Origin of the sequence: Acinetobacter sp. WCHA29, assembly GCF_002165335.1 — a bacterium.
Lineage (GTDB): Bacteria > Pseudomonadota > Gammaproteobacteria > Pseudomonadales > Moraxellaceae > Acinetobacter.
This window is the reverse complement of the sequence record NZ_NHRQ01000013.1, coordinates 41580-66003: the sequence shown is the minus strand read 5'-3', so window position 1 is coordinate 66003 and position 24424 is coordinate 41580. Positions and strand designations below refer to the sequence as shown.

The following is a 24424-nucleotide window of genomic DNA, read 5'->3' as shown; positions in this document are numbered from 1 at the left end:
ATGACGAGACAAGTATTTTGCCGCAAATATAAACAAGAGCTTGAAGGTTTAGACTTTGCACCATTCCCAGGTGCAAAAGGTCAAGAATTCTTTGAGAAGGTTTCAAAACAGGCTTGGCAAGAATGGTTAAAACACCAAACCACGCTCATTAACGAAAAACGCCTCAATGTATTTGAACCCGATGCGAAGAAGTTTCTTGAAGAGCAACGGGAGAAGTTCTTCAACAATGACGAAAGTGTTGAAAAAGCAGAAGGTTGGACGGAACAAAAGTAAATCGTTTCAACTAACACCACTGAATAAAAGAGAGCTAAATATAGCTCTCTTTTTACGTGACATTTACATAAGTAATAAAGGTTTACAGAGTATACACAGTTGTCTACATGACAGATTAACACTCTCCGCTTATATTGAATATCAGAAGCAAAAAGAGATAGTTCGATATCTCAAGTAACACATGATATTTCTCTCCCAGACTTTCCCCCGAAGTCTGGGATTTTTTTATTTGTATGATATCAATTTATATAAAAATTATATTCACGGTTATATTAGGTCAATCAATTGCCCAGCAACGTTGTTCAAATTACGCTAATCCCACAATAAAAAATGCCTTAGGATTTTGAGAAATTATTGGATGACTACTCTTAAAATTTACCTAATGATTACTTCATTTCCGATGACTTTATGCAACGTATGGCAATAAAAAAAGCTGCTCATTATGTAGCAGCTTTGAATCTTTATTTGATGATTATTTTTGATTCACTTTTTGTTCAATTTCTTCAATACTGGTATGACGTACATCCATACCTTTTGCCATATAAATAACTTGCTCTGAAATATTACGGGCATGATCGCCAATTCGCTCAAGCGAACGCAATACCCACATCACATTAATCACACGAGCAATATGGCGTGGGTCTTCAATCATGTAGGTCATCAAAGTTCGTGTTGCAGACTGATATTCACGATCAATATCCACGTCTGCCATCACCACTTTTAAAGCCTGATCAACATCTAAACGCGCGAAAGCATCCAAAGCATCATGAATCATAACACGCACTTGGTTACCAATATGGCGTGTTTCCATATAACCGCGTGGAGACTCACCTTCTTCACATAAATTTTGCGCAATACGAGCAATTTTTGAAGCTTCATCACCAATCCGCTCTAAATCTGTATTTGCTTTGCTCATCGCAATGACCATACGCAAATCAATTGCAGCAGGATGACGGCGGGCGAGAATCAAGGTCAAACCTTCATCAATATCACGCTCATATTGATTAACAACATTATCTTTAAATTGAACATCAATCGCCAAATTTTCATCTGTGTCTAATAAAGCATGAATTGCATTTGCAACCTGCTGCTCTACTAAGCCACCCATGGTCATAAATTTGGTATGTACATCTTGTAAGTCTTCATTAAATTGTGAAGAAATATGGTGACTTAACACAGGATTACTTGGACTCACAGTATGCCTCCACTAGACACATGGAAAAATGATTGGTGATTAAAACACAGCAATGATGAAACTTTTATGACAATAACACAGCTGAGCCAAAAGTCGATTGCTGCGAATTGATAAAACAAAAATCTAAAAATCTGTTAGTCTAAATACCTAGCTTGACGGAGCGCAGTTAATTAACTGCTGAGATTATCTTAATCGCAAGATTTAAAGATGAGTACCGTTGAACCTGATCAGGTTAACACCTGCGTAGGAATCAAGCCCAACAAAAGCCTCGCCTTTATTTATCAAAGAGATAAATGCGCTATCGTTTTTGCTCGTGCTTGATTCGTTAATGTAATACATAAGGATCATGCCATGAACCAATTAACGAATCTTCCCTCTGCTGATATTTCTGCTCAACATGAGCAAGATGCTAAAGATTTAACCCGTATTTTACCTGCTTCACGCAAGGTTTATGTTGAAGGTTCTCGCCCCGATATCCAAGTTCCATTTCGCGAAATTAGCTTGACAGAAACGCCGACAGGTTTAGGGGGTGAATATAATCCTCCTGTTATGGTTTATGACACATCGGGTGTTTATACCGATCCTGATGTCCAAATTGATTTAAATCAAGGTCTACCTTCTGTCCGCCAAACTTGGATTGAAGAACGTGATGATACCGATGTACTCTCAAGTTTAAGTTCTGATTTTGGTCAGGCTCGCTTAAAAGATATTCGTACTGCTGACATTCGTTTTGCTCATATTCAAAATCCTCGTCGAGCTAAGGCAGGGAAAAATGTTACGCAAATGCATTATGCGAAACAGGGCATTATTACGCCTGAAATGGAATATATTGCAATTCGTGAAAATCAACGCCAAGGTGACGGCGTAGACATGCGTCAGCATGCAGGACAAAACTTTGGTGCTCAGAATTTAAGAGAAATTACACCTGAATTCGTGCGTCAAGAAGTTGCCGCAGGTCGTGCAATTATTCCTGCCAACATTAATCATCCTGAAATTGAACCAATGATCATTGGTCGCAACTTTTTAGTAAAAATTAATGCCAATATTGGGAACTCCGCTCTAGGTTCATCGATTGATGAGGAAGTTGCTAAAATGACATGGGCAACGCGTTGGGGCGCCGACACGATCATGGACTTATCGACGGGTAAGAATATTCATGAAACCCGAGAATGGATTATCCGTAATTCACCTGTTCCTATCGGTACTGTTCCAATTTATCAAGCTTTGGAAAAAGTAGATGGTGTCGCGGAAGATCTCACTTGGGAAATCTTTAAAGACACGTTGATTGAGCAAGCTGAACAAGGCGTCGATTATTTCACTATTCACGCAGGTGTGTTATTACGCTATGTGCCTATGACCGCAAATCGTCTCACCGGTATTGTGTCTCGTGGCGGTTCAATTATGGCGCAATGGTGTCTTGCGCATCATCAAGAAAACTTCTTGTATACGCATTTCGATGAAATCTGTGAAATCATGAAAGCCTATGACGTTTCATTTAGCTTAGGTGATGGTTTACGTCCAGGCTGTATTCAAGATGCAAATGATGAGGCTCAATTCAGTGAGCTTAAAACCTTAGGTGAATTGACACACCGTGCTTGGAAACATGATGTTCAGGTGATGATTGAAGGTCCCGGTCATGTGCCTATGCATATGATTAAAGAAAATATGGATCTACAACTTGAAGTTTGTAAAGAAGCACCTTTCTATACACTTGGTCCACTCACCACCGATATCGCACCAGGTTATGACCATATTACTTCTGCAATTGGTGCTGCAATGATTGGATGGTATGGCACAGCAATGCTGTGTTATGTCACACCGAAAGAACACTTAGGTTTACCAAACAAAAAAGACGTCAAAGACGGCATTATCACTTATAAAATTGCAGCACATGCAGCAGACTTAGCCAAAGGTCATCCGGGTGCTCAAGTTCGTGATAATGCATTATCGAAAGCACGTTTCGAATTCCGATGGGATGACCAGTTCAACCTCAGCTTAGACCCTGATACAGCACGCAGCATGCACGATGAGACTTTACCCAAAGAAGCACACAAATCTGCACATTTCTGTTCTATGTGCGGACCAAAATTTTGCTCGATGAAAATCACGCAGAATGTGCGAGATTATGCACAAAATCAGCACAATGCTAAGCAATCAAATGATGCTGAAAAAGATGTTGAAGCAGGTCTCAATGCAATGAAAACCGCTTATCAGGAACATGGTCTAAAATTGTACCACAAGCTGTAAATCGACTAAAAAAAGATTTGCCCACGAATCAATCTCGGTTAGGATGAGATATGTACAATCTCATCCTGATTGAAAATGAATATTCTTGACCACGCCAGCTATTCAGCATCCGACGTTACGATAGAATCTCGAGAGTTTTTATTCCGAGGATTCATTCAAGTTGAGAAAGTGAATCTTACGCACCGACTATTTCATCGATCTGAATATTCACCAATTATTCAGCGTGAACTTATACATCGTCCAGAAGCTGCTGGCGTTTTACTTTATAACAATCAGCAACAACGTTTCGCACTTATTGAACAATTCCGAGTTGGTGCATTAAATGACTCCGAGTCAGCATGGCAACTTGAGATCATTGCGGGTGTACTGGATGGAAATGAATCTCCAGAAACCTGTATTCGTCGTGAAAGTCTAGAAGAATCAGGCTGCGAAATTAATGAATTGCAGCATTTGTTCAGTTTTTATCCTTCTGCTGGTGCATGCGCTGAGTTTTTTCATTTATATGCTGCAGAAGTTGATTTACCAAGCAGTGGTGGCATCTTTGGCGTTCCAGATGAAGGAGAAGATATTCAACTCCATTTGTTTGATTACGCTGAAATCACCATGTTATTCAAAAATAATCGCTTGAAGAATGCCCCTGTCATCATGGCATTACAATGGCTTAGTCAACATATACAACGACAATAAATCTGAAAGGGGTAAGACGGTGACTTTTCAAGTCTCAAAATTATCACAAAAAGATTTTGTGATTATACAAATTACTGATACCCATTTATTGGAGTATCCGCATTTAGAGTTTGTCGGGATGCACCCTGAACAAAGCTTTCATGCAGTAATTGACTTGATGCGCCAACAACATCCGCAGATCGATATGATTGTGCATACTGGAGATTTAGCACAAAACCCAACAACTGTGACTTATGATCGCTATCTTAAGCATATGCAGAGTATAGGTATTCCCTTTTTTCAGACGCCCGGCAATCATGATGATGTATCTCACTTCCCTTTTCATGGAGCAGATCCGCATCAACCTACTGTCGTGGAAATTGGCGATTGGTGCATTATTTTACTCAATAGTGCACAGCCAACAAGAATTGATGGCAAAATTGCAGAGGCTGGCCTTGAACAATTAACAGAATTATTAAAAAAACATCATGATCGTCATATTATGATTGCCTGCCATCACCATCCTTTTGCGATGGAATCTGCTTGGATTGATCAACATAAACTAAAGAACTCATCTGATTTACTCGAAACCATTCAACCTTTTTCAAATATCAAAGCCATTATCTGTGGTCATGTCCACCAAGATTCTATTAACACATGGCAAGATATTCAATTTTTATCAACGCCATCAACCTGCATACAATTCAAACCTAAAAGTGATAAGTTCGCACTTGATGAAGAACATCCGGGTTACCGCTTTATTAAACTCAAAGCAAACGGAGAAATCGAAACTCAGGTCTATCGTTTATCAACTTCACAGCGAATGAATAGCTCTGAAGTCTTGGGATATGACTAAACTTTTGATTACAAATTACATTCTCGTTTTCTCACAAAATCTGGACGGGAATGACTACCATCTTGCTGAAAAACTCTATATGATGTCGACCCTTGATGGGAAAAACCATCTTAGGTTTCTATAAAAACACTTGCATATCACCATATTTTTTGCGTATAGATAGTACGTGTAAGATGAGGAATGCCCTATATGGCGAATGACAACCAAAATCAAGTCTTGGACGAACAGACAGAAGTGATCGACGATCAAAAATCGGCTGTGAAACGCGTACGTAAAACCAAACCAAAAGCTTCAGAAGGTGGTACAACTGCCAGCTTATTTGGAATTGCACCTTATCAGCCGAAGAAAAATGAAGAATATATGTCTGAAGGACAGCTTGAGCATTTCCGCCAAATTTTAAATGCATGGAAAGCTGAGTTAATGTCTGAAGTTGATCGTACATTGAACACAATGCAAGATGAGTCAACTGCTCTTCCTGACGTCAACGACAGAGCAACGCAAGAAGAAGAATTTGCGATTGAATTACGTACACGTGACCGTGAGCGCAAACTCATTCGTAAAATCGAACAATCACTTGAAACAATTCAAAACGAAGATTACGGTTTCTGTGAAACCTGTGGTATCGAAATTGGCTTACGCCGTTTAGAAGCACGTCCAACAGCGACTTTATGTATCGATTGCAAGACTTTGGCTGAAATCAAAGAAAAGCAAAATAACGGTTAATAATCCCTCCCAACCTCCCTTTGAAAAGGGAGGAATACTACGAATTGAAAGATTTATGATATTCGAGTATTTCCCCTCCTTTATAGGAGGGACTGGAGAAGGATTGAAATACACAACCATAAAATCTTTATGCCTTACATCGGACGATTTGCCCCCTCTCCAACTGGCCCATTGCATTTTGGCTCCCTACTCACCGCAGTCGCAAGTTACTGTGATGCCAAAGCCAACCACGGCAAATGGTTAGTTCGAATTGAAGATACCGATATTCCTCGTATCTATCCCAATAGTGAAAACCATATCCGATCTTGTATTGATGCCTTTCAATTTGAACCCGATGCAGAAATTATTTGCCAAAAAGATCGTTTAGAGATTTATGAACAAGTTCTTGAGCAGTTAAAACACTTAGATGCGATCTATGCCTGTCAATGTACCCGTAAAATACTGGGTTCAAATCATATTTATGTTGGTACTTGCCGCGATTTACATCTGGATTTCAATGATCAAGCTATTCGCTTGAAAGTTGCCGATCAATTGATTTGTTTTGAGGATCGCTTACAAGGTCAGCAATCTGCCAACTTAAAACATGATCTAGGTGATTTCGTACTCAAGCGCCGTGACGGCATTATGAGCTATCAATTGGCTGTGGTCGTAGATGACTATTTACAAGGTATTACGCATGTGGTTCGCGGCGCAGACCTTTTAGACAATACCGTCAGACAAATTTGGTTAGGCTCTTTACTGAATTATCCATCTCTCAACTATATGCACCTCCCCCTTGCCATGAATCATCAAGGGCAAAAACTGTCTAAACAAAATTTGGCTCAAGCACTGGATATCAGCAAAGCATCAAACCTCTTACAGCAAGCCATTTTAGCTTTAGGGCAACCTTTGGTTGAACTTGACCAGCCACGCATCATGCTGCAACAAGCTGTTCAACAATGGGACATCAAGGTAATTCCTAGAGGTATCCATCTCACAGGTACTTTCTTATAAGCCATAAAAAAGCCCTACTTAAAGTAGAGCTTTTTATTTTCGATACGATTAGAAATTTGATTCTTCTTTAACTGGATTAAGTTCTTGCGTTGATGCATCAATTTTCAGAATTAAACTAATCATTGCAGCACACATCATTAAAGATGTACCGCCATAACTAATAAACGGCAAAGTCAAACCTTTAGTCGGCATTAAACCCATATTCATGCCAGCATTTACCAAAATTTGCATCAGAAAAATAATACTAATGCCATATGCTAAATAGCCTGCGCGTAAGTAGTTATGTTGCAGAGCACGATGTCCTATTCGAATACAGCACGTTAACATCGTAAAGGACAATACCATCACCAAGGTGACGCCAACAAAGCCAAATTCTTCGCCAAGAACCGCTAACATAAAGTCTGTATGCGCCTCTGGAAGATAGGAAAGCTTTTGTACGCTGTGTCCTAAACCCGTTCCAATCCATTCTCCACGTCCAAATGCCATCAACGCATTTGATAACTGATAACCGACACCTAATGGGTCAGCCCAAGGATTCGTAAAGGAAATTAAACGCTGGAAACGGAATGGTTCAAATAAAATAAGTGCCGTAATCCCTGCAAGGATTGCTCCTAACATAATTAGGAATTGTGTTGCTGGTGCACCTGCCAAGAAAAACACACCCACCATCATGAGGACAATAACAACCGTTGCACCGAGATCGGGCTCTGCAACAATAAATCCAACTGTCAGTGCCATGACACCACTCAGGCGCAACAGGCCTTTCCAATGCGTTCGAACTTCTTTAGCACGGCGAACAACATAGTCAGCGGTAAAAATTGCCATTACGATTTTCGCAATTTCCGTCGGTTGTAAAGTAAAACCACCGAGCTTAATCCAACGATGTGAACCGTTTACTTCCGAACCAACGACCAACACTGCCAATAGTAGTACCATCGTCACAAGCCATAATGGAAAAGCATTTTTAAACCATAAGTTCAAGGAAACTCTATAGGTTAAGAATGCCACCACAGCAGCAACAACAATCGAAATTCCATGACGAATTAAGAAATAAAATGGATTCTCATGAATATATTCGGCATATGGCATCGATGCGGATGCCACCATGACCGAACCGAAACACAGCAAAGAAATGACGCAAAAAATGAGAATATTACGTGCTGTCATTTCCGCAGGAAGCTTGGGCAACCGACTCAATAATTGTGAAATCTTTTGTACCGTATTTTGGGCTAAATCAGCCATAGATCAGTTCCTAATTTTTATTTTCATTCAGGGCATTTACACATGCCACGAATTGATGTCCACGATCATTATAGCTTTTAAACATATCAAAGCTTGCACAAGCTGGTGATAGTAAAACGACATCTTCAGCCTGAGTATATTTCTGTGCGAGAGCTACAGCTTCCGATAAACTCATTGCGTGTTGGATTACAGTGGTACCTTGAATAGCTTGTTCAATCACAGCTGCATCTTCACCAATCAGAATCACTGATTTTACATATTTTTGAATCGCATCTCGTAATGGTTTGAAATCCTGCCCTTTACCTTGACCTCCTAGGATCAAGGCTAGTTTGCCATGTTTCACTTCAATAGCAGCACCTAAACCATCAATTGCAGCAAGGGTTGCACCTACATTGGTTCCTTTAGAGTCATTATAGTAACGCACCCCAGAAACTGTTTTCACATATTCACAGCGATGCTCTAAACCTTTAAAATGCTTGAGTGTTTCCAACATGGATGCAGTATCTAAACCAATCGCCTCACCCAACGCCAGACATGCGAGTGCATTAGCAACATTGTGCATACCTTGAATATACATATCTGAGGCTTTCATCAAACGCGCTCTGCCACGCGCTAACCACATCGTGCCATCAGCATCACGAAGCACGCCATATTGATTTAAATCAGGTGCATTCAAACCAAAACTTTGCATTGGTGTAACATCAGGTACAAGCGGACGACTTAAATTATCATCACGGTTATAGACCACTTTTTTCACGCCTTGGAAGATTCGATGTTTGGCCTTGTGATAACCAAGCATATCACCATGACGATCTAAATGATCTTCACTCATATTCAAAACAACTGCGACTTCTGCATTTAAATTCGAGGTTGTTTCTAACTGAAAACTAGATAACTCTAAAACAATTAACTCTGGCTTATCTTTGAGTAAATCTAATGCGGGACGTCCTAAATTCCCCCCCACAGCGACTTTTCGACCAGCTTCTTGTGCCATTAATCCAATCAGCGTCGTTACTGTGCTTTTTGCATTTGATCCTGTAATTGCAACAATCGGGACTTCAGTAGCACGACGTAGTATTTGAATATCGCCAACAACAGGAATACCTTGTTCAATTGCTTGTTGAATTTCTGGTAATTGAGGGGCAAGTCCTGGACTAAGAATAATTTCTTCTGCTTGTAATAAAAGTTCTGTATCCAACTTTCCAAAACTGGTACGAACACCAGTAGGAATTTGATCATGCCCTGGCGGTGTTTCTCGAGAATCCGTTACTGCAACTTGGTAGCCTTGCTCATGTAGGAAGTTGACTGCTGACACTCCCGAAATCCCTAAGCCAGCTACAACTTTTAATCCACCACGTTGTATTAACATTTTTGCCCCATTTTTTGCAGATTACAGAATGGCAAAAATGTTAGCACTTTACTGTTTTAAATGCTTTTTCAGTTTTCGTTTTATTCAGGCTTTTTTGTGTCAGTGCGTAAAAGTAAATCTATATCATGTCTAGGGAATTGTTCACATTCGACAGATGTTTGCAATATGAACCGTATAGCGCAAAATTTTTAGATAAAAATACGTTTCGCGAGATTTAGTCATTCTGAATGAAGAAAGATAACGCAGTGACAACAACAATCGTTCTCTGTAGGGCTTTGACTAAAATGCTCACCATTCCCAATTAATTAGGAATAAAATAAGAAAATACCCATAAAATGATCGCAACATACATTATCCCATCAATTTTCTTGGCTGTGGCATTTCGTAGCTGAAAATGAATAATCTCAGGTCTTAACCATAAATACATAAAACAGAGATTAGAACCTAAGCAAGATAAAATTGCTTTTAAATGATGAGTTTCCGACCAATTCAGAATAGCAAAAATATTCAGCAACACGATGAAACCAAACAAAATTAACTTATGTCTAAGGCTCAATACTTTTATTTCTATATTTTCTAGTTGATTCATTCTGTGACTCTTTATTTTAGTTCTTTGATTATTAAAAATTGCCCATACCCTAGAATATGAGCAATCATTATCTTTTAACGCCATTTGACCGCTTGAATGGTTTCCTGTTTCTTGGGTTCATTGTTATCATCGACAGCACAACCGCAACCTCCGCCACAACCCACCACAATTTTAGGTTTTAACCATGTTGCCAAACGGTACCAACCCAAACGCTGACAGAGATTCGATAAGGTAAGAAAGCTTGAACTTGCGGTTTTAGGGAATACTTTCTTAAAAACGACAAAAGCACTCCATAACACTAATACAGCAACAATCGAATACTCAAACATAAGCGACTCCTTTTAGCCCCAAATGCGTGATGCAATTTGGTAGGTGAAAAAAGACATTAGATAAGCCAAGCCAAACAAATACGTTGCCATGATTGCAACATATTTCCATGAACCCGTCTCACGGCGTACCGTTGCTAAGGTTGCCAAACAATGTGGCGCATAAATAAACCAAACCAATAAAGATAAACCTGTAGCCAATGACCAACCTGTACCATCCATACTGATTAAATGTGATAAACCTTGTGCCACTGCATCATCATCAGCACCAGATAAAGCGTAGACCGTACCCAATGCTGCAACGACTACTTCACGTGCTGCCATCGCTGGAATCAATGCAATACAAATCTGCCAATTGAAACCAATTGGGGCAAAAATTGGTTGTATCAAGTGACCTAACATTCCTGCAAAGCTATAATCAATTGCAGGCTGTGTCGCACCATCTGGTGCTTGCGGGAAAGTACATAGGAACCAAAGTAAAATCGAAAGAGCGAAAATAATTCCACCCACACGTTTTAAGAAGATTTTGGCGCGATCTAATAATCCAATCCCAACACTTTTTAAATCAGGAATACGATAACTTGGTAACTCAAGTAATAATGCATGTTGTGATTTATCTTTTTGTAGAAATTTCATCACAATCGAAACACACAATGCACTAACAATACCCGACATATATAAGCCAAAGAGTACCAAACCTTGCAGGTTGAAAATTCCCCATACCATTTGATTTGGAATAAATGCTGCAATCAATAAGGCATAGACGGGTAATCGTGCTGAACAAGTCATTAATGGTGCAACCATAATCGTGGTAAAACGATCACGCGGATCACTAATACTACGGGTTGCCATAATACCCGGCACTGCACACGCAAAGCTTGAAAGTAACGGAATAAACGCACGACCACTGAGGCCTGCTTTAAACATTAATTTGTCGAGCAAAAAAGCTGCGCGTGGTAAATACCCAGACTCTTCCAATACTAAAATAAAGAAGAACAGAATCAAAATTTGGGGCAAGAACACAACAACGCCACCTGCACCCGCAATAATCCCGTCAACGACTAAACTATGGAGCAAAGGCTGCGAAATATAGGTACCAAGTGTCGTACCTAACCATCCGAAAAGGCTTTCAATCCCATCCATAAATGGAGCTGCCCAAGCAAATACAGCTTGGAACACAATAAACATCATCACAGCAAGGCTTAATAAGCCCAATACAGGATGCAAAAATATTTTGTCGAGAAAATCGGTTCGCTTATCTTCCTGATCAACAAAGTTCACCACATCTTTAAAAATAATTTGGATCTTTTGATGATGCTCACCCGTTAAACCACTGAGTTCGGTATGGGGCACTGTATATTTTTGTTGATCTAATGCGTGCAGTAAGTTCTCAATACCCGAGTTACGCACAGCGACTGTCTCAACCACGGGAACACCCAATCGCTCTGATAATTTTTGAGTATTGATTTGAATTCCACGGCGACGTGCTTCATCCATCATGTTTAACACAACAAGGATCGGACGCCCTAACTCAATAATTTCTAGCACTAATCCAAGATGAAGCTTTAAATTAGTCGCATCAACAACACATAAAAATGCATCTTGCTGCCCTTCTTCAGCAATTTTACCTTCACACACATCACGCGTGATTTCTTCATCAGGGCTTGTTGCTTGCAAACTATATGTTCCAGGCAAATCAAGTACTCGAACATTTCGACCTGAAGGCAACTGAAAATGTCCAACCTTACGCTCTACTGTGACCCCTGCATAATTGGCAACTTTCTGGCGTGTTCCAGTTAAGTGATTGAATAAGGAAGTCTTACCACAGTTTGGATTTCCCACAAGGGCAACACGTAACGCATCACTCATGCAGGTGCTCCTTCAAATTGGATTTCAATTTTATCGGCTTCAGTTTTACGTAATGCAAAACGAGTAAAACCAATTTGGATTAGAATCGGATCGCCACCAAAAATACCTTTGGTGATCACCTGTACTTGTGTACCAGGCACAAAGCCTAAACTCTCTAAACGAATAGCCACAAGGTCTGGCTGTTCGGTATCATCGACTAAGCGATTCACTTTAGTAATCATCGCCGTTTGCTTGACTTTTAATGCTGACAATCGCACCGCTTCTAACCCTAAACTCTTTTCTCCAAGAGTATACAGGCAAATGAGAATAATTACCAAAAACAATCTCAATGGCATTCGCTTCTGTGACAGATCGACAACAATTCATTTTTCTTTTACAGTGCAGTTGAATGAAGGACTTTTCTGATTATGTTAAATAAAAAACCTCGTATTCCAACTGCAGTCACAATTCCAGAACATCTCAGTTTTTTACACGGTTTTCGTGATTATTTAGTGGCGCAAACCGTGAGTCCACATACACGTAATGCCTATCTATCAGATCTTATTCAATGTGCTGAGTTACATCCAAATGTGACGTTAACGCAATGGTCCAGTGATGATATTGCTGATGTATTAATTGCACTCACTAAAGCAGGCAAAAGCCCACGCTCCATTGCACGCTGCTTGTCTGCTTTACGTCAATTTTATAAATTTCTAAGAGAACAGAAACTAAGAGATGATAATCCCGTGGCAAACCATCGTTCTCCTAAAATTGGACGTGCTTTACCTAAAGATTTATCAGAACAAGATGTAGAAGCATTAATCAATGCACCCGATGTCAATACGGCGCTAGGTCTGCGTGACCGAGCAATGTTCGAAGTGTTATATGCCTGTGGCTTACGTGTATCAGAACTACTTAATTTACGTTTGGAATTAATTAATCTCAAACAGGGCTTTCTTCGTATCACAGGTAAAGGCAATAAAGAACGCCTCGTTCCTCTCGGACAACATGCTTGTGAATGGATCGAAAAATATCTCGCCGAATCACGACCTCAACTCTATAAAAGTAGTACGGATTATTTATTTTTAACACAACATGGCGGCATCATGAGTCGGCAAAATTTTTGGTATGCAATAAAACGTTATGCACTACAAGCAAATATTCTCGCTGAACTATCCCCACATACCTTACGACACGCGTTTGCAACACATTTACTCAATCATGGTGCTGATTTACGTGTTGTGCAAATGTTACTTGGCCATAGTGATTTATCAACTACTCAAATTTACACGCATGTTGCTCAGCATCGGATGCAAGAACTACATAACAAATACCATCCAAGAGGATAAAACTACCTTTTATCAATCAACATGATTTCATTCACACAGCATCAGCAAGATTTAACGAAGTCAATTTAAATTTTTGGTATGCTTGGGCAAGCTTATAAATACAGTATGAAAGGTTGTTTATGTTGTTTACTCGATCTCAGTTGTTCATTGCATGTGCATTAACCTCAACACTTTTGATCAGTGCTTGTTCAAAAGAAAATTCAGCACAAAAGCCTGATGCTCTGACAGCGAGTGCACCAGCCACTGGTGAAGCATCAACTTTAAATGAACGTAATGCGCAACAACGTCTAGTTGCTACTTTAGAAAAAAATTTTAAAACAGCCAATATCAACGCCAAAATTCTTGCCATTAAAAAAACTGAAGTTCCAAATTTATTTTGGGTGAGCCTAGAAGGTATGGGATCGGTTTATGCGACCAGTGATGGACAATATATAATTCAAGGTGATGTTATTCGTCTTGGTGAAAAACAATTAAAAAATGTGAGTGAAGCTTTACAAGCGACTGAAAATAAAAAGCACTTAGCAGCACTCAAAACAGAAGACCTTATCGTTTACCCAGCACAAGGGGGTAAAGCGAAACACGTCATTTATGTATTCACTGATTCAAGCTGTCCTTATTGTCACAAACTACATGAACATCTTGCCGAAATTAATGCGAAAGGCATTGAAGTCCGTTACATCGCATGGCCACGTGGAGAGCAATTTATGCCAACCATGCAAGCGATTTGGTGTAGTCAAGATCGTAAAGCTGCATTCGATCAAGCTGCGCAAGGCTTACCAGTTGCATCAGCAGAATGTAAAAATCCAGTTCGTGATCAATATCAATTAGGCTTAAATATGGGCGTGAATGGCACACCTGCAATTTATAATGTTGAAGGTGTTTATTTAGGTGGATACATGACTCCAGATGAAATCATTAAACGCCTAGAAAAATAAAACATTCTCTACACCACCTCACCACGACTCGGGCGACAGATTAAAGATGATCTTAGCCCTAGTGTCTGCGCACTTTTTTAGCTATGATCAAGCTTCATTAAAATGATTGAATAAAATGGAGTGTGACGTGAAACCAGTTCGTCTGGCGATACTCGGTCTTGGTACTGTAGGTGGTGGAGCCCTTAAATTATTACAAGAAAATGCTGCTGAAATTAAACGCCGTACCGGTCGCGAAATTCAAATTACACATGTAGGCACACGCCGTCCACGTCCAGATTTACAACTCGAAGGGATCAAACAAAGTGATGATCTCATGGACATCGTACGTCAACCTGATGTTGATGTCGTAGTCGAAGTGATGGGCGGTATTCATCCTGCCTATGAAGTTATCATGGAAGCCATCAAACATGGCAAGCAAGTTGTCACTGCCAATAAAGCACTACTTGCAGAACATGGTAATGAGTTGTTTAAAGCAGCTGAAGATAATGCTGTTCAAATCGCTTATGAAGCAGCGGTTGCTGGTGGTATTCCAATTATTAAAGTCATTCGTGAAGGTCTAGCTGCAAACCATATTCAATGGCTTGCAGGTATCATTAATGGTACAGGTAACTTCATTCTGACTGAAATGCGCGAAAAAGGTCGTGCATTTGATGATGTGCTCAAAGAAGCTCAAGAACTCGGTTATGCTGAAGCAGATCCAACTTTTGATGTAGAAGGCATTGATGCTGCGCACAAACTGACTATCTTGGCGTCATGTGCTTTTGGTATCCCATTACAGTTTGATAAGGTCTACACAGAAGGCATTAGCAAAATTACCGCACAAGATGTGAAATATGCTGAAGAACTTGGCTTCCGTATCAAACATTTGGGTATTGCACGTCGTGCAAGTAATGGTATTGAGTTACGTGTTCATCCTACACTGATTCCAGCAGAACAACTGATTGCCAATGTGAACGGTGTTAAAAATGCGGTATTGGTACAAGCACATGCTGTAGGCCCAACGCTTTACTATGGCGCTGGTGCTGGTGCTGGTCCAACGGCTTCTGCAGTTGTTGCTGATGTGATTGATATCGTACGTGATATTTCTTATACCGAAGATGGTGCAGGAACGATTCCACAATTGGCATTTGAAGCACTAACGAACATGCCTATCCTGAGTCGTGAAGAAATGACGACTGGATACTACATCCGTTTAAATGCTGAAGACCAAACGGGCGTACTCGCTGATATAACCACCATCCTTAGCCGTGCTGGTATCAGCATCGATGCGATCATGCAGCAATCTCGCTTGAAAGATTTGATTCCTATCGTGATTTTGACAGACCCAATTGTTGAATCAAAAATGGATGAAGCACTTGCTCAAATTCAAGCATTACCAGCTATTCGTGGCGAAATCGTAAGAATTCGTTTAGAATCGCTCGATAGTTAATCAGGTTGAGGGAAAATGCATTCCCTCTCCCAGCTCTACCTCATATTGGAACACCATCATGTCGAATGCCAATCGTTATACTGGTCTTGTAGATCGTTATCGTGACCGTTTACCTGTGTCTGCAACTACACGTGCAATTTCTCTAGGTGAAGGAAATACTCCTCTTATTAAACTTGAGAATATTCCACGTATTATTGGCAAAAGCGTTGAAATCTATGTGAAGTACGAAGGTCTTAACCCAACAGGTTCATTCAAAGACCGTGGTATGACGATGGCTGTAACCAAAGCAGTTGAAGAAGGCTCGAAGGCAATTATCTGTGCATCAACAGGGAATACTTCAGCTGCAGCAGCGGCATATGCAGCACGTGCAGGAATCAAAGCATTCGTTTTGATTCCTGAAGGCAAAATTGCAATGGGTAAAATGGCTCAAGCAATGATGTATGGTGCGATCACCATGCAAATCCGCGGTAACTTTGATGATGGTATGCGCCTCGTAAAAGAAGTTGCAGATCAAGCGCCCGTGACGATCGTAAACTCAATCAACCCTTACCGTTTGCAAGGCCAAAAAACGATTGCTTATGAAATTGTAGAAGCATTGGGCCGTGCACCTGACTATCACTGCTTACCAGTTGGTAATGCAGGTAATATCACGGCTCACTGGATGGGTTATACAGAAGCAGTAGCAAATCAACCTGCTGATCAGTTCGAACAAGTCATCTATGATGCAGCAACAGATCAATTCACGGGTCCTAAACCTGAAGGCTTACCAACGATGGTTGGTTATCAAGCTTCTGGTGCAGCGCCATTCTTACGTGGTGCTCCAGTGGAAAGTCCTGAAACCGTTGCAACGGCTATTCGTATTGGTAATCCACAAAGCTGGAATCATGCAAAAGCAGTTGTACGTGATTCGAAAGGTTGGTTCGATGAACTTCAAGATAGCGAAATTCTTGAAGCTCAACGCTTACTTTCTATGTATGAAGGTGTTTTCGTAGAGCCAGCTTCTGCTGCTTCTATCGGTGGTGCTATTCGTGACATCAAAGCAGGTAAAATTGCTGAAGGTTCTGTGATCGTATGTACTGTGACAGGTAACGGTTTGAAAGATCCAGATACAGCAATCAAACAATGTGCGGATGCTGTGATGTTATCCATCGATGCAACGATGGATCAAGTTAAAGATTCTATTCTTTCAAATATGTAAGAATAAATTTTTAGTAATAAAAAACCAGTTGCTTGCAACTGGTTTTTTATTAACTAGAACATGATTTTATTCTTCATATTCATAATCTTCATCATAGCTATATTGTTTCGCTAAGTCTTTTTCAATTTTTTGAATTTCTTCTAGACTAATTTCCTTAATTTCAAACAAAGGCTGCTTCAATAGCGAATTCACAGCATACAATGCTTCATCTTGCCAAGCATCAATGACAAGAGTTTGTTTTGCTTCATCATAACTTAAACCAGATTGTGTACTAATCATTGCTTGCAATAAAATCGGTTGGGCTGAAAGTTCATCCAAGCTGCCTTTTATTTCAATTGCTGAATAATCATAATCAGCAAAAATATGCTCAACTTTAGATTTAAAAGCATCTAAACTTTCTGAATATATTAAACCCGCAAAGCATTCATCATGCTCCTCCACCCATTGCTGTTTTTTTACAGACCATAAACTATAAAACTTGACTTCATTTTCGAATTCAACCAATTGGAATTTTTGCATTCCAGCAAGCTGAATAAATTCAAAGGTATCATCGTCACTTAAACTTGCAGGTAATACATCGTCAGAAATATCCCCTTCTTCGCAAATATGTTCACCACAACGTGAATATACGAAGTCATCTAATTGCTGCAATAATGCTTCATCAGCATCAAAAAGGGATTCAACTTCATATAATGCAAAATCACGCGCTCCATCTATCTCAAGTTTTTTATAAGCTAATTCAGCCTGTTGCTTATTATCAAAAACATTCGCAATACGATTGCCAGCTACGTAGAAAACTTCATCGTTATAACCAAAATACTTGGCACGAATCACATAAGTCGCCATCTTATTTCCCCAATTTTAGCTTTTTTGAAATCAAAATAAATATTAATGTCTGAAATGCTAATCTAACAAAAATTACTCAAAATAAAAGTGATAAAGCATTTTTTACGTCATAAAATGTCGTTACGTTATATAAAAAAGCTCCTCATATGAGGAGCTTTACGTTCGTAAGTAATTAAATTCTTTTCGGTAAAGTACTCAGCCAAGTTAATAAGTTGGTTGCATCATTGGTACGTGCTTGAGAAGTTGAAGCCCCCAATAGCACGACTACAGCAGGACGTGAATTAACAGTTGCATGCATGACCACACAGCGCCCAGCCTCACCAATATATCCTGTTTTAGATAGATTAATATTCCAACCACCATTACGCACTAAGGCATTGGTATTATTTGACTTAAGCACACGATAACCTAAATTAAAATCATAGGTTGGCGTGGTGGAAAATTGACGAATTAAGCCATACTGAGAAGCAGCACTCACCAAAATACCAAGATCACGTGCGGAAGAAACGTTATGAGGATCTAAACCTGTTGACTCTGCATAACGGGTTGAGGTCATTCCTAATTGTTTTGCTTTGGCATTCATCGCTGCAATAAATGCTGAACGCCCACTTGGGTAAGTCCTTGCTAATGCTGCCGCAGCAGGATTTTCTGATTTCATCAAAGCGAATAACAAAAGTTCCGCTCGATTCATGGTATCGCCTACTTTCAAGGTCGAACTTGAATTCTTTCCACCTGCACCCGCAAAGTCAATTTGCTGTAGCGTGATTTCTTCCGACATATTCAGCCGTGCATCTGCGGTAATCACAGCAGTCATCAATTTGGTAATTGAGGCAATCGGTACCGACATATTACTGTTTTTACTAAACAGTACTTCGCCCGTTTGTGCATCCATCACCAAGGCTGCACGTGCATTTACAGCGGGTTGGCTACTGAAATGAGAGGTATCTCGAATCTGTATGCTTTTTTGTGGCGTTGCAGATGAACTAATACTTGCAGAACCACCACTTCGTAAAGTGGTTGTAACCGAAGTTGAACCTTGCGGGCTGATCTCTAATGAATCATCATCTTGCATCAATTGGCTTGCATCACTTGCAGACCAATTTAACGAAGCTGAAGAACTATTCGCACTTGTAGAGGCTGGATTGTTGTTTACAACCAGCTCAGCATAACTTGTTGAACTAAGCGCCAACAAAATAGACATGCTCAAGGCATGCATGATAGATTTTTTAGAATTTTTCACGACACAATACTCAACTCGGGACGCTGCACATTTGCGCTTAATAACATTATGCCTTACATTTGAACAAATCGGGTAAAGCTTTTATAGACACAATTGTGTACAACTATTCTCTAAACATGGAGAATAGGATTGCTAATTTTGTCGTTTGATTGCAAGCTCATTTTTCTTTATGTAACAAAAAAATCGTTTTTTTGAAAAAAGGAGGTCTTCTTGATCACTGTTCTCGTTGTTGATGATCATGAACTCGTACGTACAGGCATTTGTCGTATGTTGGAAGACCACCCAGATGTAGAAGTCATTGGACAAGCTGAATCTGGAGAAGAAGCGATTGCTTTAGTTCGATTAAAGCATCCTCAGGTTGTACTCTTAGATGTCAATATGCCAGGAATTGGTGGCGTAGAAACAACACGTCGCCTTTTACAAACAGCACCTGAGACTAAAGTGATTGCTGTCAGTGGTTTAGCGGAAGAACCTTATCCATCGTTGTTATTAAAAGCAGGTGCAAAAGGCTATATTACAAAAGGCGCGCCTATTTCAGAAATGGTACGTGCAATCAATAAAGTGATGCAAGGTGGTAAATATTTCAGTGCAGATATTGCTGAACAGCTTGCGAGTTCTTATCTTTCAGATACGCAACAATCACCTTTTGACGCACTTTCTGAGCGTGAAATGCAAGTCGCAATGATGGTGGTTAATTGTATTAGTGCTCAAGAAATCGCCGACAAATTATTTGTTAGTGTTAAAACCGTAAATACTTATCGTTACCGCATTTTCGAAAAACTAGCAATTGATAGTGATGTAAAGTTAACCCATCTCGCCATCCGTTATGGTCTCATTAAACCTTAATCATATTAAGTGATCGCTTATGTTGGGAAAAATTGCGTCCTCAGTGTCCCAAACCGTTTATCGGCTCGGAATTTGGTATAGTGGATATCGACTGATTATTTCAATCAGTCTAATCCTGATTTACTTACTTACCGCAGAGCAGCTTGCTACCAATTATGATTATCCATTTTTATATTTTTACACTCTGATTTGTTATATCAGCTTTAATATTTTTCAGCTTTTTTTACTAAAAATAGTTCCATTACAAATCAGCAAACAGCTCATTTTTATTTTTATTATAGACGTGATTTGCCTGAGCCTAATTACATTTTCAGCAGGCGGGCCAAACCTCCAGTTGAGCCTGCTCTACGTCATCATCATTTTTTCCTCTGCCATTTTACTGAATGCCCAATTGTCCTTAATCGTGACGCTGTTTGCGGTAATTATGGTGATTTATCAGCGTTTTCTGGGCAACTTTTTTGACTACAATAATTTAAATCATCTCGGCAATAGCGCTCTCCTTGCCTTTCTATTTTTTGTGGTGCATGCGATTGGCCGTATTGCGGTGCAACGATTTAAAATTCTGGAAACCTTAACTTTCCACCAATCTATCGAGATCCATCAACTCCAGAATATTAACCGTTATATTCTCGAACAAATTGAGGATGGCTATCTGGTGCTGGATGAAAGCAACCATATTGTACTGAGCAATCCCGCCGCCAATACCCTACTGGGTGTTCATTTTTCGATGTCCACGGAGAAAACCCCTTTAATCAAATGGCAACCAGATCTATTTGAATTGATTCAGCTCAGCGACTTAAAAGATGGTGAGGAATTTAGTTTTGAATCGCAGCAAAGTCCATATACCGTTAATGTCAAAGTTAAACATCTGATTGTGCCTGAGCAAGCCCTTATTTTATTGATTTTAAAAGATACACAGAAACTAAACCAACAAGTCCAGCAATTGAAACTAGCGGCTTTAGGACAGCTCTCAGCCAGTATTGCACATGAAATTCGCAACCCTTTAGCGGCGATTGTACAGGCCAATGAATTATTTAAAGAAAGTGACAGTCATCAACAAGAAATGCTCTGTCGTATGATTAGCAAACAAGCTAGACGTATTGATAATATTGTGCAAGATACATTAGGCATGGCGCGCAACAAACCAACTGAGCCACAAGTCATTCAATTGGCTGATTTTTTTGAGAGCCTATTGAATGAAGATCTAGTCGATGCGAAACATATGATTAAACTCAATCTTACAGAACGCATTCATATTCTTTTTGATGAGAAACAATTACGCCAAGTTCTAATTAACCTGATTCGAAATGCTCTGCGGCACAATGCGGTTGATGCTCAATTTATTGAAGTGAATGTAGACTTAAAAGATGGCAGAACATGTATTGATGTGATTGATTTTGGTACGGGTGTCGCAAAACGAGATATTTCTCAGCTATTCAAACCATTTTTTAGTACCGAAATTAAAGGAACTGGTTTAGGATTGTATTTGTCTCACAGCTTTTGTGAGGCAAATCATGCAAAGCTCACTTACGTAGAGCGACAACAAGGAGCATGTTTCAGGATTGAATGCTCAAAAATTCATTGATTCAGATTAGGTTTCTCGGGGAAATGGCAACTAAACAACCGCTCGTCTTACTCGTAGACGATGAAGAAGACTTATGTCTCCTCATGCAAATGACGCTTGCACGAATGGGCATTAAAACCCATCTTGCCTATCGTGTAGAGCAAGCAAAAAAATTCTTTACCGAGTTTCAGTACGATGCCTGTTTAACAGATTTGAATCTCCCAGATGGCAATGGTCTCGATTTAGTTAAACATGTAACGCAGAACTATCCCAACACACCGATTGCGGTACTGACAGCCTATGGCAATATGGATATTGCCATTGCGGCATTGAAAGCGGGTGCATTTGATTTTGTCAGTAAACCGGTCAATCAAACTCATTTAGATCAATTGATTCAAAAAGCATTGAATCGACCACAGCCTGAACAAGAAGCTGCTGAAAGCGCATTAGAAAATAAACTGCTCATTGGTCGATCTACACCCATTCAGCAATTACGGATTGCTTTAAAGAAAATTGCTCGATCTCAAGCCCCTGTCTTTATTACCGGTGAATCAGGGACAGGAAAAGAAGTTGTTGCCAATTTAGTTCATCGTCTGAGTAACCGTAGTGAAGGACCTTTTATTGCGATCAACTGTGGTGCTATTCCAACAGAGTTAATGGAAAGTGAACTATTTGGTCATAAAAAGGGCAGCTTTACAGGCGCAACCCAAGACAAACAAGGTTTAATTCTTTCCGCACATGGGGGTAGTTTATTCTTAGATGAGATCGCTGAATTACCCTTAAGTATGCAGGTAAAACTGCTTCGTGCTGTACAAGAAAAGAAAATTCGCCCTGTCGGCTCAGATCAAGAAATTGATGTTGATTTCCGGGTCATCAGTGCGAGTCATCAAGATCTTGAATTACTAGTGCAACAAGGTCGTTTTAGACAAGATTTATTTTTCCGCATTCACGTCATGGATATTGTATTACCTCCTTTACGTGAACGTGGGCAAGATATCTTATTGTTAGCAAATCACTTTATTCAGAAAATCAGCCAAGAATGGGAAGTCTCTGTCAAAACCCTTTCTTCTCGTGCTGAACAATTCTTATTGCAACAATATTTTCCAGGTAATGTACGCGAGCTTCGAAATATTATTGAACGTGCAATTACGCTCAGTGATGATGAAACCATTGATCTAGCTCATCTTCAAACAGCTCCTCTACGTAGCCCTATTGCAACGCCAACAGTCTCATTTTCAACACAGGATGAAAATGATCATGCGGTAAGCACTAGCCCTATGGGTTCTAAAAAGCTACCATCTGAAGGACTGGAGCTCTATCTAGAAAATATTGAAAAAGAGATTCTTCTCAATGCACTGAATTTAACCCATTGGAACCGAACGTTAGCAGCAAAGAAATTAGGAATGACTTTCCGTTCTTTACGTTATCGTTTGAAAAAATTTGGTTTAGATACAGAAGATGATGAATAGTCTTAAAAATAAAGCCCCTAAATAGGGGCTTTATTTTTAATTAAATTTTACTTTTTAGAACCAAATCTGTGACGTGTTCCAAATAACCATCTTCTTTCATTTCAGGTAACAACGGATAACTTTGATTCGGTTGAATCCCTTGACCTTCAATCATATTCCCATTGGGCGTGTAATAATGTGAGACCGTCATTTGCAATGCTGCGCCACTCGGTAATGGAAATAATTTCTGTACCACACCTTTTCCATAGCTATTTTCACCTACAACCCACGCACGTTTATGTTCTTTTAATGCTGCGGTGAATACTTCAGCTGCCGAGGCTGAACGATGGTTGATTAAGATACCTAATTTTATATTTTGAAATTCATTTGAGGGTAAAGCCTGAAATTGTTGATCTCCTTCTGAACGACTTTTTGTCGTCACAATTAATCCTTGATTCAAGAATAAATCTGTTGATTCAACAGCAGCCGACAATAAACCACCTGGATTATTACGCAGGTCAAGAACGACAGCCTTGAGTTTAGTTGTACTATACTCTTCGATTAAACGTTTAATTTCATTTGCTGTATCTTGTTGAAACACTCTAATTTTAAGTACAAGCACCTGATTATGTAGTAAAACAGGTTCAATATCTGTCTCAACTTTTTTATTTCGAACCAAAATCACCGTACTATTATTATTTTCTGGTTGTATTTGTACGGTACTGCCTATCGAGCCATAAAGCAGACCTTGTACTTGATCCTGATTTAAACTCTTTAATTCTTGATTATCGACTTTGAGTATGGCTTGTCCATTACGCAAACCCAACTTACTAGAATCAGATCCTGATTTTAGGTCTTGAATTTGCCATAAACGAGTATGAGCATCGTAATTTAAATTGAAATCAACAGAAGCCAGATCACCTTCAGTGTATTGAATAAGCTGGCGGTATTCTTCGGCGGATAAATAACGCGAATAACGATCCAAACCGCTCACTAACCCTTTGATTGCTTGCTGAAAAAGTGCATCGTCTGTTTTTTTATCAACGTAGTTATCTTTCACAATCCCATAAATCTGTACAAATTGCTGAATAGATTCAAGTGGCACTTCAGCATTTCGACTTGTAGTCTCTTCCCCCCATCCTGAGGCATGTGTAATAGGTGCAGATAACGTATGTGATCCCCAACACATCAACAAACTCGCAAACAATCCTCGATAAATGTTGTTGTGTTGGGTCATAAGTT

23 protein-coding genes and 1 riboswitch are annotated in these 24424 nt (G+C 39.7%); of the genes, 13 read left to right on the top strand and 10 right to left on the bottom strand.

Going from position 1 to position 24424, the window contains the following annotated elements; translation table 11 throughout:
- On the top strand, nt 1-273 hold the full coding sequence (locus CDG59_RS10060) for an oxidative damage protection protein (protein WP_087545157.1): 273 nt from the start codon (nt 1-3) through the stop codon (nt 271-273).
- A gap of 472 nt (nt 274-745) precedes the next feature.
- Here the strand turns inward: CDG59_RS10060 and phoU are convergent, their stop codons facing one another.
- Nucleotides 746-1468 (bottom strand): phosphate signaling complex protein PhoU, encoded by a 723-nt coding sequence (phoU, locus tag CDG59_RS10055; RefSeq protein WP_004659390.1) that lies wholly within the window; start codon nt 1466-1468, stop codon nt 746-748.
- A 146-nt stretch (nt 1469-1614) separates the two neighbouring features.
- A riboswitch (TPP riboswitch) is annotated at nt 1615-1735 on the top strand.
- Nucleotides 1736-1819: 84 nt separating this feature from the next.
- Between phoU and thiC the strand changes: the two genes are divergently transcribed.
- The 5 genes from thiC to gluQRS all read left to right on the top strand — a co-directional run bounded on the left by thiC (nt 1820) and on the right by gluQRS (nt 6953).
- Entirely contained in the window at nt 1820-3715 is a 1896-nt protein-coding gene (thiC, locus tag CDG59_RS10050) for a phosphomethylpyrimidine synthase ThiC (RefSeq protein ID WP_087545155.1), read from the top strand.
- Nucleotides 3716-3790: 75 nt separating this feature from the next.
- Nucleotides 3791-4402 carry an NUDIX domain-containing protein gene (locus CDG59_RS10045; protein WP_005163115.1) on the top strand — a complete coding sequence of 204 codons (612 nt, stop codon included), beginning with the start codon at nt 3791-3793 and terminating at the stop codon, nt 4400-4402.
- A 19-nt stretch (nt 4403-4421) separates the two neighbouring features.
- Nucleotides 4422-5237 carry a 3',5'-cyclic-AMP phosphodiesterase gene (gene cpdA / locus CDG59_RS10040; RefSeq protein ID WP_087545154.1) on the top strand — a complete coding sequence of 272 codons (816 nt, stop codon included), beginning with the start codon at nt 4422-4424 and terminating at the stop codon, nt 5235-5237.
- 189 nt (nt 5238-5426) lie between these two features.
- Nucleotides 5427-5960, top strand: coding sequence for an RNA polymerase-binding protein DksA (gene dksA / locus CDG59_RS10035; protein ID WP_005163120.1), 534 nt, complete (start codon nt 5427-5429; stop codon nt 5958-5960).
- A 129-nt stretch (nt 5961-6089) separates the two neighbouring features.
- The gene (gene gluQRS / locus CDG59_RS10030) at nt 6090-6953 is read left to right on the top strand and encodes a tRNA glutamyl-Q(34) synthetase GluQRS (protein WP_087545152.1); all 864 of its coding nucleotides are present in this window, start codon (nt 6090-6092) and stop codon (nt 6951-6953) included.
- A gap of 48 nt (nt 6954-7001) precedes the next feature.
- On the opposite strand, the gene ftsW is transcribed toward gluQRS, so the two are convergent.
- The 6 genes from ftsW to CDG59_RS10000 all read right to left on the bottom strand — a co-directional run bounded on the left by ftsW (nt 7002) and on the right by CDG59_RS10000 (nt 12605).
- The gene (gene ftsW / locus CDG59_RS10025; RefSeq protein WP_087545151.1) at nt 7002-8195 is read right to left on the bottom strand and encodes a putative lipid II flippase FtsW; all 1194 of its coding nucleotides are present in this window, start codon (nt 8193-8195) and stop codon (nt 7002-7004) included.
- 10 nt (nt 8196-8205) lie between these two features.
- A complete protein-coding gene (murD, locus tag CDG59_RS10020) occupies nt 8206-9564 on the bottom strand; it encodes a UDP-N-acetylmuramoyl-L-alanine--D-glutamate ligase (protein WP_087545149.1) in 1359 nt (452 codons plus the stop codon).
- A gap of 301 nt (nt 9565-9865) precedes the next feature.
- On the bottom strand, nt 9866-10153 hold the full coding sequence (locus CDG59_RS10015) for a hypothetical protein (protein ID WP_087536563.1): 288 nt from the start codon (nt 10151-10153) through the stop codon (nt 9866-9868).
- Between the two features lie 74 nt (nt 10154-10227).
- Nucleotides 10228-10482: a DUF6587 family protein gene (locus CDG59_RS10010; RefSeq protein WP_087545148.1), complete on the bottom strand. Its 255-nt coding sequence runs from the start codon at nt 10480-10482 to the stop codon at nt 10228-10230.
- Nucleotides 10483-10494: 12 nt separating this feature from the next.
- Nucleotides 10495-12348 carry a ferrous iron transporter B gene (feoB, locus tag CDG59_RS10005; protein ID WP_087545146.1) on the bottom strand — a complete coding sequence of 618 codons (1854 nt, stop codon included), beginning with the start codon at nt 12346-12348 and terminating at the stop codon, nt 10495-10497.
- On the bottom strand, nt 12345-12605 hold the full coding sequence (locus CDG59_RS10000) for a FeoA family protein (protein ID WP_034600743.1): 261 nt from the start codon (nt 12603-12605) through the stop codon (nt 12345-12347). The genes feoB and CDG59_RS10000 overlap by 4 nt, the downstream gene beginning before the upstream one ends.
- A gap of 150 nt (nt 12606-12755) precedes the next feature.
- Here CDG59_RS10000 and xerD point away from each other — a divergent pair, with 150 nt between their 5' ends.
- The 4 genes from xerD to thrC all read left to right on the top strand — a co-directional run bounded on the left by xerD (nt 12756) and on the right by thrC (nt 17238).
- Complete coding sequence (xerD, locus tag CDG59_RS09995) at nt 12756-13676, top strand: site-specific tyrosine recombinase XerD (RefSeq protein WP_005163144.1); 921 nt, start codon at nt 12756-12758, stop codon at nt 13674-13676.
- Nucleotides 13677-13795: 119 nt separating this feature from the next.
- The gene (locus CDG59_RS09990; RefSeq protein ID WP_087545144.1) at nt 13796-14611 is read left to right on the top strand and encodes a DsbC family protein; all 816 of its coding nucleotides are present in this window, start codon (nt 13796-13798) and stop codon (nt 14609-14611) included.
- Nucleotides 14612-14738: 127 nt separating this feature from the next.
- Nucleotides 14739-16040, top strand: a complete 1302-nt coding sequence (locus tag CDG59_RS09985) for a homoserine dehydrogenase (RefSeq protein ID WP_005163149.1) — start codon at nt 14739-14741, stop codon at nt 16038-16040.
- Between the two features lie 58 nt (nt 16041-16098).
- Nucleotides 16099-17238, top strand: coding sequence for a threonine synthase (thrC, locus tag CDG59_RS09980; protein WP_087545143.1), 1140 nt, complete (start codon nt 16099-16101; stop codon nt 17236-17238).
- Nucleotides 17239-17304: 66 nt separating this feature from the next.
- Here thrC and CDG59_RS09975 read toward each other — a convergent pair whose 3' ends face one another.
- Complete coding sequence (locus CDG59_RS09975; protein WP_087536541.1) at nt 17305-18084, bottom strand: hypothetical protein; 780 nt, start codon at nt 18082-18084, stop codon at nt 17305-17307.
- 172 nt (nt 18085-18256) lie between these two features.
- The gene (gene pbpG / locus CDG59_RS09970; RefSeq protein ID WP_143225221.1) at nt 18257-19324 is read right to left on the bottom strand and encodes a D-alanyl-D-alanine endopeptidase PBP7/8; all 1068 of its coding nucleotides are present in this window, start codon (nt 19322-19324) and stop codon (nt 18257-18259) included.
- A gap of 210 nt (nt 19325-19534) precedes the next feature.
- Between pbpG and CDG59_RS09965 the strand changes: the two genes are divergently transcribed.
- Genes CDG59_RS09965 through CDG59_RS09955 form a run of 3 tightly spaced genes read left to right on the top strand, consistent with a single transcriptional unit; the run spans nt 19535 to nt 23203 of the window.
- Nucleotides 19535-20170 (top strand): response regulator, encoded by a 636-nt coding sequence (locus tag CDG59_RS09965; RefSeq protein WP_005163158.1) that lies wholly within the window; start codon nt 19535-19537, stop codon nt 20168-20170.
- A gap of 19 nt (nt 20171-20189) precedes the next feature.
- The gene (locus tag CDG59_RS09960) at nt 20190-21755 is read left to right on the top strand and encodes a sensor histidine kinase (protein ID WP_087545141.1); all 1566 of its coding nucleotides are present in this window, start codon (nt 20190-20192) and stop codon (nt 21753-21755) included.
- A gap of 23 nt (nt 21756-21778) precedes the next feature.
- Nucleotides 21779-23203 carry a sigma-54-dependent transcriptional regulator gene (locus tag CDG59_RS09955; RefSeq protein WP_087545178.1) on the top strand — a complete coding sequence of 475 codons (1425 nt, stop codon included), beginning with the start codon at nt 21779-21781 and terminating at the stop codon, nt 23201-23203.
- Nucleotides 23204-23243: 40 nt separating this feature from the next.
- Here CDG59_RS09955 and CDG59_RS09950 read toward each other — a convergent pair whose 3' ends face one another.
- The gene (locus tag CDG59_RS09950) at nt 23244-24419 is read right to left on the bottom strand and encodes a S41 family peptidase (protein WP_087545139.1); all 1176 of its coding nucleotides are present in this window, start codon (nt 24417-24419) and stop codon (nt 23244-23246) included.
- Nucleotides 24420-24424: the final 5 nt, after the last annotated feature.

Bases quoted from the DNA above. Each gene is read 5' to 3' on its own strand.
- CDG59_RS10015 (WP_087536563.1), bottom strand. From the start codon at position 10,153: ATGAATCAACTAGAAAATATAGAAATAAAAGTATTGAGCCTTAGACAT.
- CDG59_RS09975 (WP_087536541.1), bottom strand. From the start codon at position 18,084: ATGGCGACTTATGTGATTCGTGCCAAGTATTTTGGTTATAACGATGAA.
- ftsW (WP_087545151.1), bottom strand. From the start codon at position 8,195: ATGGCTGATTTAGCCCAAAATACGGTACAAAAGATTTCACAATTATTG.
- CDG59_RS10060 (WP_087545157.1), top strand. From the start codon at position 1: ATGACGAGACAAGTATTTTGCCGCAAATATAAACAAGAGCTTGAAGGT.
- thiC (WP_087545155.1), top strand. From the start codon at position 1,820: ATGAACCAATTAACGAATCTTCCCTCTGCTGATATTTCTGCTCAACAT.
- CDG59_RS09990 (WP_087545144.1), top strand. From the start codon at position 13,796: ATGTTGTTTACTCGATCTCAGTTGTTCATTGCATGTGCATTAACCTCA.
- CDG59_RS09955 (WP_087545178.1), top strand. From the start codon at position 21,779: ATGGCAACTAAACAACCGCTCGTCTTACTCGTAGACGATGAAGAAGAC.
- CDG59_RS09950 (WP_087545139.1), bottom strand. From the start codon at position 24,419: ATGACCCAACACAACAACATTTATCGAGGATTGTTTGCGAGTTTGTTG.
- gluQRS (WP_087545152.1), top strand. From the start codon at position 6,090: ATGCCTTACATCGGACGATTTGCCCCCTCTCCAACTGGCCCATTGCAT.
- thrC (WP_087545143.1), top strand. From the start codon at position 16,099: ATGTCGAATGCCAATCGTTATACTGGTCTTGTAGATCGTTATCGTGAC.
- murD (WP_087545149.1), bottom strand. From the start codon at position 9,564: ATGTTAATACAACGTGGTGGATTAAAAGTTGTAGCTGGCTTAGGGATT.
- CDG59_RS09960 (WP_087545141.1), top strand. From the start codon at position 20,190: ATGTTGGGAAAAATTGCGTCCTCAGTGTCCCAAACCGTTTATCGGCTC.
- dksA (WP_005163120.1), top strand. From the start codon at position 5,427: ATGGCGAATGACAACCAAAATCAAGTCTTGGACGAACAGACAGAAGTG.
- feoB (WP_087545146.1), bottom strand. From the start codon at position 12,348: ATGAGTGATGCGTTACGTGTTGCCCTTGTGGGAAATCCAAACTGTGGT.
- xerD (WP_005163144.1), top strand. From the start codon at position 12,756: ATGTTAAATAAAAAACCTCGTATTCCAACTGCAGTCACAATTCCAGAA.
- CDG59_RS10010 (WP_087545148.1), bottom strand. From the start codon at position 10,482: ATGTTTGAGTATTCGATTGTTGCTGTATTAGTGTTATGGAGTGCTTTT.
- CDG59_RS10045 (WP_005163115.1), top strand. From the start codon at position 3,791: ATGAATATTCTTGACCACGCCAGCTATTCAGCATCCGACGTTACGATA.